Below are 14,541 nucleotides of genomic sequence, written 5' to 3' on the forward strand. Positions count from 1 at the left end.
GGTGGTCCCACCTGACCCCATGCCGAACTCAGAAGTGAAACGCCGTAGCGCCGATGGTAGTGTGGGGTCTCCCCATGCGAGAGTAGGGAACTGCCAGGCATCAAATTAAGCGAAAGGCCATTCGAAAGGATGGCCTTTTTGCGTTGGTGAAAAAAATGCCGGATGCGACGCTGGCGCGTCTTATCCAGCCTACTCTTGCTTATCCGTTCTGCTTTTGCATCCACTCCACCACAAAATCAGCCAGCCCCCCAACATCATTAATATCCAGTAACGCGACATCAAGATTAAGTGACACATCACTGGCTACAGCAATAACATGTCTGTCTATCACTAATTCTTCCGGTCGATGTCCGGCTCCATCGCGAAACAGCACAATCTTTGCGATCTCTTCATGCTTAAACCCTTCGACCAGAATCAAATCCAGCTTTGAGGTATCCATTCGACTTGCGAGAAAATGTAGATCCAGCTCTTCTTCGTCTGGTGTTTCCGTCATCAAGGCCCATCGCTGCTGGCTGGCAACGATGGTTTGTGCCGCGCCAGCCTTTCGCAGCTCATAGCTATCTTTGCCCGGTTTATCAACATCCATATCATGGTGCGTATGCTTAATCAGCCCTGGACGGATCCCTCTGGCGCATAATGCCGGGATCAGTTTTTTCAAAAGCGTAGTTTTTCCAGTGCCGCTCCACGCGGCAAAGGCGAGTAACGGTATCATCGTTTTTCCTGCCATCGGGCAAGCTCCTCTGGCGTATTCACGTTAATAAATGCATCTTTATTATCGCTGAAATCAACCGCATGACCGCCAGCCAGACGCATAAATGCCATTACTCGGCGTTCTCCTGCTTGCAGATATTCCAGTAATAAAGGCTCAATTGCGCGGTTTACCAGAGCAATCGTCGGGTGATCGCGTTCACCGTCGTGGACCCACACGACAGGTGCCTCTTTGCGCTGATGGTTAAGCCGGGCTGCTAAATCAGGGGGAATGTAAGGCGTATCGCACGGACAAAACAAAAACCACTCCCCCGTTTCCTGCTGCATTACTGAAAGCATTCCTGCCAGAGGGCCTGGGTAATCCGCCAGTGAATCTTCAATCACTTTCAGACCGCTTGCCTGATAGATTTCCTGATGACGATTGGCATTAACCACGACGTGCGAGAGCTGCGTCATAAGCGCGTCAGCGACATGTTGCCACAGCGGTTTGCCGTTTAATTCAAGCAATCCTTTATCTACGCCGCCCATTCGTCTGGCTTTACCGCCCGCCAGCACAACGCCTGTTATCGTCGTCATCAGATTCACCGATATCGCCTCTTTTATTGTGGGATTGACCCTGCTAACGTGTCTGTCTCAAGAGTAAGGAGCATTACTATGAAATGTAAACGTCTGAATGAAGTTATTGAACTCCTCCAGCCAGCCTGGCAAAAAGAGCCAGACCTTAACCTGCTGCAATTTTTGCAGAAACTGGCGAAAGAGTCAGGTTTTGACGGCGAACTGGCGGATTTGACGGATGACATTCTGATCTATCATCTGAAAATGCGTGATTCCGCGAAAGATGCGGTTATCCCGGGTTTGCAAAAAGATTATGAAGAAGATTTCAAAACGGCGCTGTTACGCGCTCGCGGCGTAATTAAAGAGTAAAAGCTTGTAAGCGGCGCCACCAAAATCATCGTGAAATGATATCCTTCATCATTCGTAATGTTTTCCGGATGATGGGATGAACAACAGCGCTTTTACTTTCCAGACACTACACCCGGATACCATCATGGATGCTCTATTTGAGCAAGGGATCCGGGTGGATTCCGGTCTTACCCCGCTTAACAGCTATGAAAACCGTGTCTATCAATTTCAGGACGAAGATCGTCGACGTTTTGTCGTCAAATTTTATCGCCCTGAACGTTGGACAGCCGACCAAATCCTCGAAGAACATCAGTTTGCGTTGCAGCTGGTAAATGATGAAGTTCCGGTCGCAGCACCTGTGGCCTTTAACGGTCAGACTTTATTGAATCATCAGGGATTTTATTTCGCTGTTTTTCCAAGCGTCGGTGGTCGCCAGTTCGAAGCTGATAATATCGATCAGATGGAAGCGGTTGGGCGTTATTTAGGGCGTATGCACCAGACGGGGCGCAAACAGCTTTTTATCCATCGCCCGACCATCGGTCTGAATGAATATCTCATTGAGCCTCGCAAGCTGTTTGAGGACGCTACACTGATACCTTCCGGGTTGAAAGCGGCATTTCTGAAAGCGACAGATGAGCTGATCGCCGCCGTTACAGCACACTGGCGGGAAGATTTCACCGTTCTGCGGCTACATGGAGACTGCCACGCTGGGAATATTCTCTGGCGCGATGGTCCAATGTTTGTTGATCTGGATGATGCACGTAATGGTCCAGCCGTTCAGGATTTGTGGATGTTGCTCAATGGCGATAAAGCCGAGCAGCGGATGCAACTGGAAACTATTATTGAAGCTTATGAAGAATTTAGCGAGTTCGACACCGCTGAAATCGGACTGATTGAACCTTTACGCGCCATGCGTTTGGTTTATTATCTTGCCTGGCTAATGCGGCGTTGGGCTGATCCCGCGTTCCCGAAAAATTTCCCGTGGTTAACCGGGGAAGATTACTGGCTGCGACAGACGGCGACTTTTATAGAACAGGCAAAAGTTCTACAAGAACCCCCTTTGCAATTAACACCTATGTATTAATCGGAGAGAGTAGATCATGAAAAAGATTTGGCTGGCGCTGGCTGGTTTAGTTTTAGCGTTTAGCGCATCGGCGGCGCAGTATGAAGATGGTAAACAGTACACTACCCTGGAAAAACCGGTAGCTGGCGCGCCGCAAGTGCTGGAGTTTTTCTCTTTCTTCTGCCCGCACTGCTATCAGTTTGAAGAAGTTCTGCATATTTCTGATAACGTGAAGAAAAAACTGCCGGAAGGCGTGAAGATGACTAAATACCACGTCAACTTCATGGGTGGTGATCTGGGCAAAGATCTGACTCAGGCATGGGCAGTGGCGATGGCACTGGGCGTGGAAGACAAAGTCACTGTTCCGCTGTTTGAAGGCGTACAGAAAACCCAGACTATTCGTTCAGCATCTGATATCCGCGATGTATTTATCAACGCAGGTATTAAAGGTGAAGAGTACGACGCGGCATGGAACAGCTTCGTGGTGAAATCCCTGGTCGCTCAGCAGGAAAAAGCTGCAGCTGACGTGCAATTGCGTGGCGTTCCGGCGATGTTTGTTAACGGTAAATATCAGCTGAATCCGCAGGGTATGGATACCAGCAATATGGATGTTTTTGTTCAGCAGTATGCTGATACTGTGAAATATCTGTCCGAGAAAAAATAATTCAATGTAAATTACATAAAGTCCGTGAATATTCACGGGCTTTTTTTATTATTTAATAAATATAAATACATTCTGATAATGCGTCCTGCCGCTGGACATTATTTCAGCATAAGTGGATATTCAAAGTTTTGCTGTTTTATCAGGGAATATTTATATGATACGTAAGTCAGCTACAGGTGTTATTGTTGCGTTTGCCGTAATCTGGGGTGGTGGCACATGGTACACAGGTACGCAAATTCAGCCTGGTGTCGAAAAGTTCATTAAAGATTTTAACGATGCTAAAAAGAAAGGTGAACATGCCTACGATATGACGTTAAGTTATAAAAACTTTGACAAAGGCTTTTTTAATTCTCATTTTCAAATGCAAATAACATTTGATAACGGTGCACCCGATCTCAATATCAAGCCAGGCCAGAAAGTTGCATTTGATGTGGATGTTGAGCACGGTCCGTTGCCCATCACAATGTTAATGCGTGGTAATGTCATCCCCGCACTGGCAGCGGCAAAAGTGAACTTAGTGAATAATGAACTGACACAACCGCTATTTATCGCCGCGAAAAATAAATCGCCCGTGGAAGCGACATTGAGGTTCGCGTTTGGTAGCTCATTCTCCACGACATTAGATGTTGCCCCTGCAGAGTATGGAAAGTTTTCCTTTGGTAAGGGCCAGTTTACTTTTAATGGTGATGGTAGTTCATTGTCTAACCTGGATATTGAAGGCAAAGTCGAAGATATTGTTCTGCAATTATCACCAATGAACAAAGTAACGGCGAAAAGCTTTACCATTGATTCTCTGGCGCGATTAGAAGAAAAGAAATTTCCGGTTGGTGAAAGCGAGTCGAAATTTAATCAGATTAACATTATCAATCACGGGGAAGACGTTGCCCAAATCGATACTTTCGTTGCAAAAACCAGGCTGGATCGCGTTAAAGACAAAGATTATATCAATGTCAATCTGACCTACGAACTTGATAAGTTAACAAAAGGGAATCAGCAACTCGGTAGTGGTGAGTGGTCATTGATTGCTGAATCTATTGATCCTTCAGCGGTGCGCCAATTTATCATCCAGTATAACATTGCGATGCAGAAGCAGCTTGCTGCACACCCTGAGTTAGCAAACGATGAAGTTGCTCTGCAAGAAGTGAATGCTGCATTGTTCAAAGAGTATTTACCGTTATTACAAAAAAGTGAGCCGACCATTAAACAACCGGTAAGATGGAAGAACGCACTCGGCGAACTAAATGCCAATCTGGATATCAGTATTGCCGACCCAGCCAAATCCTCATCATCCACAAACAAAGATATTAAATCGCTCAATTTTGATGTGAAGTTACCGCTTAATGTCGTCACAGAAACCGCAAAACAGCTTAATTTATCTGAAGGAATGGATGCTGAAAAAGCGCAAAAGCGGGCTGATAAACAAATCAGCGGGATGATGACATTAGGTCAGATGTTTCAGTTAATCACGATTGACAACAATACCGCCTCGCTGCAACTGCGTTATACACCGGGTAAAGTTGTTTTTAACGGACAGGAAATGAGCGAAGAAGAATTTATGTCTCGTGCCGGACGTTTTGTTCATTAAAATACTCACTCGCCTCTGCTCATTCAGAGGCGAGTAAAACTTACTTATTCTGACGCTGTGATGACATCAACGACGTCAGAAGTCGGTCTTTTTCCTGCCACAGTGAGTTCAGCCATTGCTGAAAATGGCGCTTAAAGCTTTTGTCATTGATGTAGTCGCCATGTAACTCATCGGAAATAGGCTGCAAATCCACATGTACGACAATTCGCGTCAGTTTACCGCTTAACATATCGAAGAACGGCTGACGGTTATTGTCCGGATAACACAGCGTAACATTAAGCAGTTTATCGAATTGTTTACCCAGTACATTTAGCGCCATCGCAATGCCTGCCGCCTTTGGTGGCAACAAGTTTTGAAAAGTGGAGTGGGTTTGCAGATGTTTTTCTTGCGTGAAACGGGAGCCTTCAACGAAATTGACAATGGTGGTGGGATGCAGGCGAAACTTTTCACAAGAACGCCGAGTGGTTTCGACATCTTTACCACGTCGCTCCGGATGACGTAATAAATAAGCGCGGGAATAACGCTTCATAAACGGCATATCCAGCGCCCAGCACGCCAGGCCAAGAAAAGGCACCCAGGCCAGCTGCTGCTTGAGGAAATATTTATTCATCGGAATGTGCTTACGAAACAGCACGCACAGTACGACAATATCTGCCCAACTACGGTGGTTACAAATAAGCAGATACCAGTTCTTCTTACTTAACCCTTCCAGCCCGTGAACTTCCCATTGCAGGTGTGGGTTCAGATGCAGTAATACCGCCAGACCTTCGCACCAGCAATACATCATAAAATCACAAAAACGCGAAACCTTTCGCCAAATGACTGGCACAGGAAGCAATAGTTTTACAATCCCGGCAATGATGATCGGGACGGAGCAAAAAATAGTGACCAAAATGGTCAATACGATACTCAGCAAAAGGGTTATCGCAGCGAGTATTCTCGTCATAATGAATTTATTCAAAAAGTTAGCCATAGACAGTGCGCTAAAGAAGCGCAAGGCGCAGATTTTAGCAGAAAACGACCCAAATAACGGATGATCCTTAAGGAGAAAAATAATTCATATCTATCCACATTAGAAAAAATCCCATTATCTCAATTATTAGGGATGGTCTTATTTTTAACTTCATGAAAAACAAAGACAAACATCATGCTGTAAAAAGCATGATAATAAATTAAAAGCGATGTAAATAATTTATGCACAAAGTTATCCACATGACGATTTGCGAGCGATCCAGAAGATCTACAAAAGATTTTCACGAAAAGCGGTGAAAAACTCATGTTTTCATCCTGTCTGTGGCATCCTTTACCCATAATCTGATAAACAGGCACGGACATTATGGTTCAGATCCCCCAAAATCCACTTATCCTTGTAGATGGTTCATCTTATCTTTATCGCGCATATCACGCGTTTCCCCCGCTGACTAACAGCGCAGGCGAGCCGACCGGTGCGATGTATGGTGTCCTCAACATGCTGCGCAGTCTGATCATGCAATATAAACCGACGCATGCAGCGGTGGTCTTTGACGCCAAGGGAAAAACCTTTCGTGATGAACTGTTTGAACATTACAAATCACATCGCCCGCCAATGCCGGACGATCTGCGTGCACAAATCGAACCTTTGCACGCGATGGTTAAAGCGATGGGACTGCCGCTGCTGGCGGTTTCTGGCGTAGAAGCGGACGACGTTATCGGTACTCTGGCGCGCGAAGCCGAAAAAGCCGGGCGTCCGGTGCTGATCAGCACTGGCGATAAAGATATGGCGCAGCTGGTGACGCCAAATATTACGCTTATCAACACTATGACGAATACCATCCTCGGACCGGAAGAGGTGGTGAATAAGTACGGCGTGCCGCCAGAATTGATCATCGACTTCCTGGCGCTGATGGGTGACTCCTCTGATAACATTCCAGGCGTACCGGGCGTCGGTGAAAAAACCGCACAGGCATTGCTGCAAGGTCTTGGCGGACTGGATACGCTGTATGCCGAGCCAGAAAAAATTGCCGGGTTGAGCTTCCGTGGCGCGAAAACAATGGCAGCGAAGCTCGAGCAAAACAAAGAAGTTGCTTATCTCTCATACCAGCTGGCGACGATTAAAACCGACGTTGAACTGGAGCTGACCTGCGAACAACTGGAAGTGCAGCAACCGGCAGCGGAAGAGTTGTTGGGGCTGTTCAAAAAGTATGAGTTCAAACGCTGGACTGCTGATGTCGAAGCGGGCAAATGGTTACAGGCCAAAGGGGCAAAACCAGCCGCGAAGCCACAGGAAACCAGTGTTGCAGACGAAGCACCAGAAGTGACGGCAACGGTGATTTCTTATGACAACTACGTCACCATCCTTGATGAAGAAACACTGAAAGCGTGGATTGCGAAGCTGGAAAAAGCGCCGGTATTTGCATTTGATACCGAAACCGACAGCCTTGATAACATCTCTGCTAACCTGGTCGGGCTTTCTTTTGCTATCGAGCCAGGCGTAGCGGCATATATTCCGGTTGCTCATGATTATCTTGATGCGCCCGATCAAATCTCTCGCGAGCGTGCACTCGAGTTGCTAAAACCGCTGCTGGAAGATGAAAAGGCGCTGAAGGTTGGGCAAAACCTGAAATACGATCGCGGTATTCTGGCGAACTACGGCATTGAACTGCGGGGGATTGCATTTGATACCATGCTGGAGTCCTACATTCTCAACAGCGTTGCCGGTCGCCACGATATGGACAGCCTCGCGGAACGTTGGTTGAAGCATAAAACCATCACTTTTGAAGAGATTGCTGGTAAAGGTAAAAATCAACTGACCTTTAACCAGATTGCCCTCGAAGAGGCCGGACGTTACGCCGCCGAAGATGCAGATGTCACCTTGCAGCTGCATCTGAAAATGTGGCCGGATCTGCAAAAACACAAAGGGCCGTTGAACGTCTTCGAGAATATCGAAATGCCGCTAGTGCCGGTGCTTTCACGCATTGAACGTAACGGTGTGAAGATCGATCCGAAAGTGCTGCACAATCATTCTGAAGAGCTCACTCTTCGTCTGGCTGAGCTGGAAAAGAAAGCGCATGAAATTGCAGGTGAAGAATTTAACCTTTCCTCCACCAAGCAGTTGCAAACCATTCTGTTTGAAAAACAGGGAATTAAACCGCTGAAGAAAACGCCGGGTGGCGCGCCGTCAACGTCGGAAGAGGTACTGGAAGAACTGGCGCTGGACTATCCGTTGCCAAAAGTGATTCTGGAGTATCGTGGTCTGGCGAAGCTGAAATCGACCTACACCGACAAGCTGCCGCTGATGATCAACCCGAAAACCGGGCGTGTGCATACCTCTTATCACCAGGCAGTAACTGCAACGGGACGTTTATCGTCAACCGATCCTAACCTGCAAAACATTCCGGTGCGTAACGAAGAAGGTCGTCGTATCCGCCAGGCGTTTATTGCGCCAGAGGATTATGTGATTGTCTCGGCGGACTACTCGCAGATTGAACTGCGCATTATGGCGCATCTCTCGCGTGACAAAGGCTTGCTGACCGCATTCGCGGAAGGAAAAGATATCCACCGGGCAACGGCGGCAGAAGTGTTTGGTTTGCCACTGGAAACCGTAACCAGCGAGCAACGCCGTAGCGCGAAAGCGATCAACTTTGGTCTGATTTATGGCATGAGTGCTTTCGGTCTGGCGCGGCAATTGAACATTCCACGTAAAGAAGCGCAGAAGTACATGGACCTTTACTTCGAACGCTACCCTGGCGTGCTGGAGTATATGGAACGCACCCGTGCTCAGGCGAAAGAGCAGGGCTACGTTGAAACGCTGGACGGACGCCGTCTGTATCTGCCGGATATCAAATCCAGCAATGGGGCTCGTCGTGCAGCGGCTGAACGTGCAGCCATTAACGCGCCAATGCAGGGAACCGCCGCCGACATTATCAAACGGGCGATGATTGCCGTTGATGCGTGGCTACAGGCTGAGCAACCGCGTGTACGTATGATCATGCAGGTACACGATGAACTGGTATTTGAAGTTCATAAAGATGATGTCGATGCCGTCGCGAAGCAGATTCATCAACTGATGGAAAACTGTACCCGTCTGGATGTGCCGTTGCTGGTGGAAGTGGGGAGTGGCGAAAACTGGGATCAGGCGCACTAAGATTCGCCTGAATATGCCCTTTTTTCGTAAGTAAGCAACATAAGCTGTCACGTTTTGTGATGGCTATTAGAAATTCCTATGCAACAACTGAAAAAAAATTACAAAAAATGCTTTCTGAACTGAACAAAAAAGAGTAAAGTTAGTCGCGTAGGGTACAGAGGTAAGATGTTCTATCTTTCAGACCTTTTACTTCACGTAATCGGATTTGGCTGAATATTTTAGCCGCCCCAGTCAGTAATGACTGGGGCGTTTTTTATTGGGCGAAAGAAAAGATCCGTAATGCCTGATGCGCCATGTTTATCAGGCCAACGGTAGAAGTGTAATCTATTGAATTTACGGGCCGGATACGCCACATCCGGCACAAGCATTAAGGCAAGAAAATTATTCGCCGTCCTGCGTTTCTTCTACAGGCTGCATCTCGCTAAACCAGGTATCCAGTTTCTGCCGCAGCTTGTCCACGCCTTGTTTCTTCAGTGAAGAGAACGTTTCAACCTGCACATCACCGTTAAACGCCAGCACCGCTTCACGCACCATATTCAATTGCGCTTTACGTGCGCCGCTTGCCAGTTTGTCCGCTTTGGTCAGCAGCACCAGCACGGCGATATTGCTGTCTACCGCCCACTCAATCATCTGTTGATCCAAATCTTTCAGCGGATGGCGAATATCCATTAGCACCACCAGACCTTGCAGGCTCTGACGTTTTTCGAGGTATTCGCCGAGCGCGCGTTGCCATTTGCGCTTCATCTCTTCCGGGACTTCCGCGTAGCCATAGCCGGGCAGGTCAACCAGACGCTTGCCGTCAGCCACTTCAAACAGGTTGATAAGCTGGGTGCGCCCTGGGGTTTTTGAGGTACGAGCCAGGCTTTTCTGGTTAGTCAGCGTGTTCAGCGCGCTGGATTTACCTGCGTTGGAACGGCCTGCAAAAGCCACTTCAATTCCGGTATCGGAAGGTAGGTGGCGAATATCAGGCGCACTCATCACAAAATGCGTCTGTTGATAATTCAAATTAGTCAAAGCGGTCGTCTCCGTCAGTCAAAGCTTTGCGGCGATTATACCTGAACCATAATAAAAGGCGGATTTTTCGGCGTGAGCGTTGTAAGTAAAAGCCATACGCTTTGTGAGACATTGCCGATAGTCTTTATGCGAAATAGCAGAGAAAATTCTGCGATGCATGTCAAATAAGCTATATAAATCAGTTAATTGCTTTTATATAAAACTCTGAAAATGTGCAAATACTGATGGCGGTTGATTGTTTGTTTAAAGCAAAGGCGTAAAGTAGCACCCATAGAGCGAGGACGCTAACAGGAACAATGACTCAGGATGAGGGTCAGGAGCGCCAGGAGGCGAAGACAGAGGATTGTCAGGAAGACAAACGTCCGGAGACGTAATTAAACGGAAATGGAATCAACACGGATTGTTCCGGCTAATGGAAAAACAGGGTGTGTTGGCGGCCTGCAAGGATTGTAAGACCCGTTAAGGGTTATGAGTCAGGAAAAAAGGCGACAGAGTAATCTGTCGCCTTTTTTCTTTGCTTGCTTTCTGTTAGATTCCGCCGCAAATCTATACTGAATAAAACGGCTAAAAGACGAACCATTATGAAACCATCATCTTCAAACTCACGCAGCAAAGGTCATGCAAAAGCGCGTCGAAAAACACGCGAGGAGCTGGATCAGGAAGCTCGTGACCGTAAGCGTCAGAAAAAACGTCGTGGTCATGCGCCGGGCAGCCGCGCAGCGGGCGGTAACACCACGTCAGGCAGTAAAGGCCAGAACGCACCGAAAGATCCACGTATTGGCAGTAAAACCCCTATTCCATTGGGCGTGACTGAAAAAGTCACCAAACAGCACAAACCGAAGAGTGAGAAACCTATGCTTTCACCGCAGGCGGAGTTGGAGTTACTGGAAACGGATGAGCGTCTGGATGCGCTGCTGGAACGTCTGGAAGCAGGCGAAACCCTGAGCGCCGAAGAGCAATCCTGGGTGGATGCCAAACTGGATCGTATTGATGAGTTGATGCAGAAACTCGGCCTCTCTTATGACGATGACGAAGAAGAGGAAGAAGACGAGAAGCAAGAAGACATGATGCGTCTGCTGCGGGGCAACTAACGGATTGCCGCCGTGGGTCTTCCCGTTCTGCTGATAACCCTTCCGGTTATATGTTATCTGGTGTGGTTATTCGTTAAACTACAGCGGTTGTCGCGGCGACAAAAGTGGCTGCGCAACCGGCTGATGACCCGAAACGGGCATCCGCCGGTACGCCGTAGCCGCCAGAGACGCCATCGGAAGGAGTGAGCATGTCTGTACAGCAAATCGACTGGGATCTGGCCCTGATCCAGAAATATAACTATTCCGGGCCACGATACACCTCGTACCCGACCGCGCTGGAGTTTTCAGAAGACTTCGGCGAACAGGCGTTTTTACAAGCCGTGGCGCGCTATCCTGAGCGTCCATTATCTCTCTACGTACATATCCCGTTCTGCCATAAGCTTTGTTACTTCTGCGGTTGCAATAAGATTGTTACTCGCCAGCAGCACAAGGCCGATCAGTATCTGGACGCGCTGGAGCAAGAAATCGTCCATCGTGCACCGCTTTTTGCCGGGCGCAAGGTGAGCCAGCTGCACTGGGGCGGTGGTACGCCGACGTATCTGAACAAAGCGCAAATCAGCCGTCTGATGAAGCTGCTGCGCGAAAACTTCCAGTTCAATGCCGATGCGGAGATTTCGATCGAAGTCGATCCGCGCGAAATCGAACTGGATGTACTCGATCATTTACGCGCCGAGGGCTTTAATCGTCTGAGTATGGGCGTGCAGGACTTCAACAAAGAAGTGCAACGTCTGGTTAACCGCGAGCAGGATGAAGAATTCATCTTGGCACTGCTTAACCATGCGCGTGAGATTGGCTTTACCTCCACCAACATCGACCTGATTTACGGCCTGCCGAAACAAACGCCGGAGAGTTTCGCTTTTACCCTGAAACGCGTGGCGGAGCTGAACCCCGATCGTCTGAGTGTCTTTAACTACGCGCATCTGCCGACCATTTTTGCTGCTCAGCGCAAAATCAAAGATGCTGACCTGCCGAGTCCGCAGCAAAAACTCGATATCCTGCAGGAAACCATCGCCTTCCTGACGCAATCGGGCTATCAGTTTATCGGTATGGATCACTTTGCCCGTCCGGATGACGAGCTGGCGGTGGCCCAGCGTGAAGGCGTGCTGCACCGTAACTTCCAGGGCTACACCACTCAGGGCGATACCGATCTGCTGGGGATGGGCGTTTCCGCCATCAGTATGATTGGCGACTGCTATGCGCAGAACCAGAAAGAGTTGAAGCACTACTATCAGCAAGTGGATGAACAAGGCAATGCGCTGTGGCGTGGTATTGCGCTAACGCGTGATGACTGTATTCGCCGCGATGTGATTAAGTCGCTCATCTGCAACTTCCGTCTGGATTACGCTCCCATTGAGCAACAGTGGGATTTGCACTTCGCTGATTACTTTGCGGAAGATCTCAAGCTGCTCGCCCCGTTAGCAAAAGATGGGCTGGTGGATGTGGATGAGAAGGGGATTCAGGTGACGGCGAAAGGTCGCTTGCTGATCCGCAACATTTGCATGTGCTTTGATACCTATCTGCGCCAGAAAGCGCGGATGCAGCAGTTCTCTCGGGTGATTTAAATAGTGAATGGCGCTTCGTTTACAAAGTAGAAAACGAAAGCGCCATCAATGTGCTGAGAACAAGATTGCCTGATGCGCTACGCTTATCAGGCCTACAAAACCTGTTGAAAATATTGCTTTTGTAGACCGGATAAGGCGTTCACGCCGCATCCGGCATGAACAAAGAGCACTTCATCAGCAATCTGAAACTCAACTAAACAGCCCAATCATTGCGGCACACAGCACGGCAGCAACGGCAGTTTGCGGTGTGTGGCTGTCAACTGCGCCACTCGATACCAGATTAATTATTGATTCCAGCATAATGACTCTCCCCGTTTTCCGGGCAAGATCATACTGAACTTATCGGAACAGTAAAGCGCAAAATACCAGCAATTTGCGCTCAATAATCAATCTTTACACACAAGCCGTGAATCACTCCATCCCCAGCTCTTTTAACTTCCGCGTCAGAGTGTTACGCCCCCAGCCGAGTAGCCGCGCCGCTTCCTGTTTATGCCCCTGCGTATGTCGCAGCGCGGTGGTCAGTAACGTCCGCTCCAGCTCAGGCTGCGCTTCGGAAAGCAGATTTTGATGACCGGAACGCAGCGCCCTGTCTGCCCACTGCGCTAACAGCGTCGCCCAACTGTCCGGTTGCATTTGCGAAGTACTCTCCGCAACCGTTGATTCAAACAGTTCGCCAGGCAAATCCTGAATCAACACTTCCTGTCCGGCAGCCATTACCGTTAGCCAGCGGCAGGTGTTTTCCAGCTGGCGCACGTTGCCTGGCCACGCCAGACGCGTCAGCGCGGCTTCGGTTTCCGGATGCAGTAACTTCGCTTCTACGCCCAGTTCGCGCGCGGCAACCTGTAAAAAATGGCGTGCCAGGCGGGGAATATCTTCCCGACGCTCACGCAGTGGTGGCAGATGAACGCGGATGACGTTCAGGCGGTGGAACAGATCCTCACGGAACTTACCTTCCTGCACCCGCTGTTCAAGATTCTGGTGAGTGGCAGCGATAATCCGCACATCCACTTTCACCGGCGCATAGCCGCCAACGCGATAAAACTGACCGTCTGCCAGCACGCGCAGCAAACGCGTCTGCACATCCAGCGGCATATCACCAATTTCGTCGAGAAATAACGTGCCGCCATCGGCCTGTTCAAAACGCCCCTGACGAATGGTATTCGCGCCGGTAAACGCGCCTTTCTCGTGACCAAACAGTTCTGATTCGATCAAATCCTTCGGGATAGCCGCCATATTCAGCGCGATAAATGGCGCTTTGGCTCTCGGACTGTGGCGATGCAGGGCATGAGCGACCAGTTCTTTACCGGTGCCGGATTCGCCGTTAATCAGCACGCTAATAGAAGAACGCGAAAGCCGACCGATAATACGGAACACGTCCTGCATGGCTGGCGCTTCGCCGATGATATCGGTCGTTGGGCCGTTAAGCTGAACATTACGCGGCTGCTGCTGTTCCTGATAATGGCTGATGGCGCGCTCAACCAGCGCCACGGCTTCGTCGATATCAAACGGTTTGGGCAGATAATCAAACGCCCCTTGTTGATAGGCGCTGACGGCAGCATCCAGATCGGAATGTGCGGTCATAATGATGACCGGAAGCATCGGATGGCGCTGTTTAATCTGCTTGAGCAGCGCCAGCCCGTCCATTCCCGGCATACGGATATCTGAAAGCAGCACATCCGGCGTTTTGCTCGCCAGCGCCTCCAGTACCTCCGCGCCGTTCTCAAATGTTGTACAGGTTAAACCCGCTCCAGCGAGCGCACGTTCAAGCACCCAACGGATGGAACTATCGTCATCGACTACCCAGACTATCCCTCGTTGCATAAACGTC

At 49.1% G+C, this 14,541-nt stretch carries 13 protein-coding genes, 1 rRNA gene and 1 pseudogene; 9 read left to right on the forward strand and 6 right to left on the reverse strand.

The window, feature by feature from the left end; all coding sequences use genetic code 11:
• A 5S ribosomal RNA gene (gene rrf, locus ACJHYD_RS19775) occupies positions 1 to 99 on the forward strand; the annotation flags it as partial.
• Positions 100 to 199: 100 nt separating this feature from the next.
• Here the strand turns inward: rrf and mobB are convergent.
• Both mobB and mobA read right to left on the reverse strand, forming a co-directional pair.
• Positions 200 to 727: a molybdopterin-guanine dinucleotide biosynthesis protein MobB gene (mobB, locus tag ACJHYD_RS19780; RefSeq protein ID WP_001550341.1), complete on the reverse strand. Its 528-nt coding sequence runs from the start codon at positions 725 to 727 to the stop codon at positions 200 to 202.
• The gene (gene mobA / locus ACJHYD_RS19785; RefSeq protein ID WP_001052184.1) at positions 709 to 1,293 is read right to left on the reverse strand and encodes a molybdenum cofactor guanylyltransferase MobA; all 585 of its coding nucleotides are present in this window, start codon (positions 1,291 to 1,293) and stop codon (positions 709 to 711) included. Before mobA ends, mobB begins: the two co-directional genes overlap by 19 nt.
• A gap of 69 nt (positions 1,294 to 1,362) precedes the next feature.
• Between mobA and ACJHYD_RS19790 the strand changes: the two genes are divergently transcribed.
• The 4 genes from ACJHYD_RS19790 (at position 1,363) to ACJHYD_RS19805 (ending at position 4,923) form a co-directional block, all read left to right on the forward strand.
• Positions 1,363 to 1,632, forward strand: a complete 270-nt coding sequence (locus ACJHYD_RS19790; RefSeq protein WP_001295263.1) for a YihD family protein — start codon at positions 1,363 to 1,365, stop codon at positions 1,630 to 1,632.
• Between the two features lie 76 nt (positions 1,633 to 1,708).
• A complete protein-coding gene (gene srkA, locus ACJHYD_RS19795; protein ID WP_001065519.1) occupies positions 1,709 to 2,695 on the forward strand; it encodes a stress response kinase SrkA in 987 nt (328 codons plus the stop codon).
• 16 nt (positions 2,696 to 2,711) lie between these two features.
• Positions 2,712 to 3,338, forward strand: coding sequence for a thiol:disulfide interchange protein DsbA (dsbA, locus tag ACJHYD_RS19800; protein ID WP_000725337.1), 627 nt, complete (start codon positions 2,712 to 2,714; stop codon positions 3,336 to 3,338).
• 154 nt (positions 3,339 to 3,492) lie between these two features.
• Positions 3,493 to 4,923, forward strand: coding sequence for a DUF945 family protein (locus ACJHYD_RS19805; protein ID WP_001550342.1), 1,431 nt, complete (start codon positions 3,493 to 3,495; stop codon positions 4,921 to 4,923).
• Positions 4,924 to 4,963: 40 nt separating this feature from the next.
• Here ACJHYD_RS19805 and ACJHYD_RS19810 read toward each other — a convergent pair whose 3' ends face one another.
• Positions 4,964 to 5,896: an acyltransferase gene (locus ACJHYD_RS19810; RefSeq protein WP_001550343.1), complete on the reverse strand. Its 933-nt coding sequence runs from the start codon at positions 5,894 to 5,896 to the stop codon at positions 4,964 to 4,966.
• 363 nt (positions 5,897 to 6,259) lie between these two features.
• On the opposite strand from ACJHYD_RS19810, the gene polA reads away from it, so the two are divergent.
• Positions 6,260 to 9,046 (forward strand): DNA polymerase I, encoded by a 2,787-nt coding sequence (polA, locus tag ACJHYD_RS19815; protein ID WP_000250006.1) that lies wholly within the window; start codon positions 6,260 to 6,262, stop codon positions 9,044 to 9,046.
• A 381-nt stretch (positions 9,047 to 9,427) separates the two neighbouring features.
• Here the strand turns inward: polA and yihA are convergent, their stop codons facing one another.
• Positions 9,428 to 10,060 (reverse strand): ribosome biogenesis GTP-binding protein YihA/YsxC, encoded by a 633-nt coding sequence (gene yihA / locus ACJHYD_RS19820; RefSeq protein WP_000183349.1) that lies wholly within the window; start codon positions 10,058 to 10,060, stop codon positions 9,428 to 9,430.
• Between the two features lie 296 nt (positions 10,061 to 10,356).
• Between yihA and ACJHYD_RS19825 the strand changes: the two are divergent.
• The 3 genes and pseudogenes from ACJHYD_RS19825 (at position 10,357) to hemN (ending at position 12,713) form a co-directional block, all read left to right on the forward strand.
• A pseudogene (locus tag ACJHYD_RS19825) lies at positions 10,357 to 10,523 on the forward strand (hypothetical protein).
• Positions 10,524 to 10,641: 118 nt separating this feature from the next.
• Entirely contained in the window at positions 10,642 to 11,151 is a 510-nt protein-coding gene (yihI, locus tag ACJHYD_RS19830; protein WP_001295266.1) for a Der GTPase-activating protein YihI, read from the forward strand.
• Positions 11,152 to 11,339: 188 nt separating this feature from the next.
• Positions 11,340 to 12,713 (forward strand): oxygen-independent coproporphyrinogen III oxidase, encoded by a 1,374-nt coding sequence (hemN, locus tag ACJHYD_RS19835; RefSeq protein WP_001550344.1) that lies wholly within the window; start codon positions 11,340 to 11,342, stop codon positions 12,711 to 12,713.
• A gap of 189 nt (positions 12,714 to 12,902) precedes the next feature.
• On the opposite strand, the gene ACJHYD_RS19840 is transcribed toward hemN, so the two are convergent.
• Both ACJHYD_RS19840 and glnG read right to left on the reverse strand, forming a co-directional pair.
• Positions 12,903 to 13,013 carry a YshB family small membrane protein gene (locus ACJHYD_RS19840; protein WP_000893994.1) on the reverse strand — a complete coding sequence of 37 codons (111 nt, stop codon included), beginning with the start codon at positions 13,011 to 13,013 and terminating at the stop codon, positions 12,903 to 12,905.
• Between the two features lie 111 nt (positions 13,014 to 13,124).
• A complete protein-coding gene (glnG, locus tag ACJHYD_RS19845) occupies positions 13,125 to 14,534 on the reverse strand; it encodes a nitrogen regulation protein NR(I) (protein ID WP_001188777.1) in 1,410 nt (469 codons plus the stop codon).
• Positions 14,535 to 14,541: the final 7 nt, after the last annotated feature.

This window comes from Escherichia sp. WS1368, from assembly GCF_046487485.1.
In the GTDB taxonomy this organism is placed as follows: domain Bacteria; phylum Pseudomonadota; class Gammaproteobacteria; order Enterobacterales; family Enterobacteriaceae; genus Escherichia; species Escherichia coli.

Coding starts and splice junctions, on each gene's coding strand:
- mobB (WP_001550341.1), bottom strand. CDS start 727: ATGGCAGGAAAAACGATGATACCGTTACTCGCCTTTGCCGCGTGGAGC.
- ACJHYD_RS19790 (WP_001295263.1), top strand. CDS start 1,363: ATGAAATGTAAACGTCTGAATGAAGTTATTGAACTCCTCCAGCCAGCC.
- srkA (WP_001065519.1), top strand. CDS start 1,709: ATGAACAACAGCGCTTTTACTTTCCAGACACTACACCCGGATACCATC.
- dsbA (WP_000725337.1), top strand. CDS start 2,712: ATGAAAAAGATTTGGCTGGCGCTGGCTGGTTTAGTTTTAGCGTTTAGC.
- ACJHYD_RS19805 (WP_001550342.1), top strand. CDS start 3,493: ATGATACGTAAGTCAGCTACAGGTGTTATTGTTGCGTTTGCCGTAATC.
- ACJHYD_RS19810 (WP_001550343.1), bottom strand. CDS start 5,896: ATGGCTAACTTTTTGAATAAATTCATTATGACGAGAATACTCGCTGCG.
- polA (WP_000250006.1), top strand. CDS start 6,260: ATGGTTCAGATCCCCCAAAATCCACTTATCCTTGTAGATGGTTCATCT.
- yihI (WP_001295266.1), top strand. CDS start 10,642: ATGAAACCATCATCTTCAAACTCACGCAGCAAAGGTCATGCAAAAGCG.
- hemN (WP_001550344.1), top strand. CDS start 11,340: ATGTCTGTACAGCAAATCGACTGGGATCTGGCCCTGATCCAGAAATAT.
- ACJHYD_RS19840 (WP_000893994.1), bottom strand. CDS start 13,013: ATGCTGGAATCAATAATTAATCTGGTATCGAGTGGCGCAGTTGACAGC.
- glnG (WP_001188777.1), bottom strand. CDS start 14,534: ATGCAACGAGGGATAGTCTGGGTAGTCGATGACGATAGTTCCATCCGT.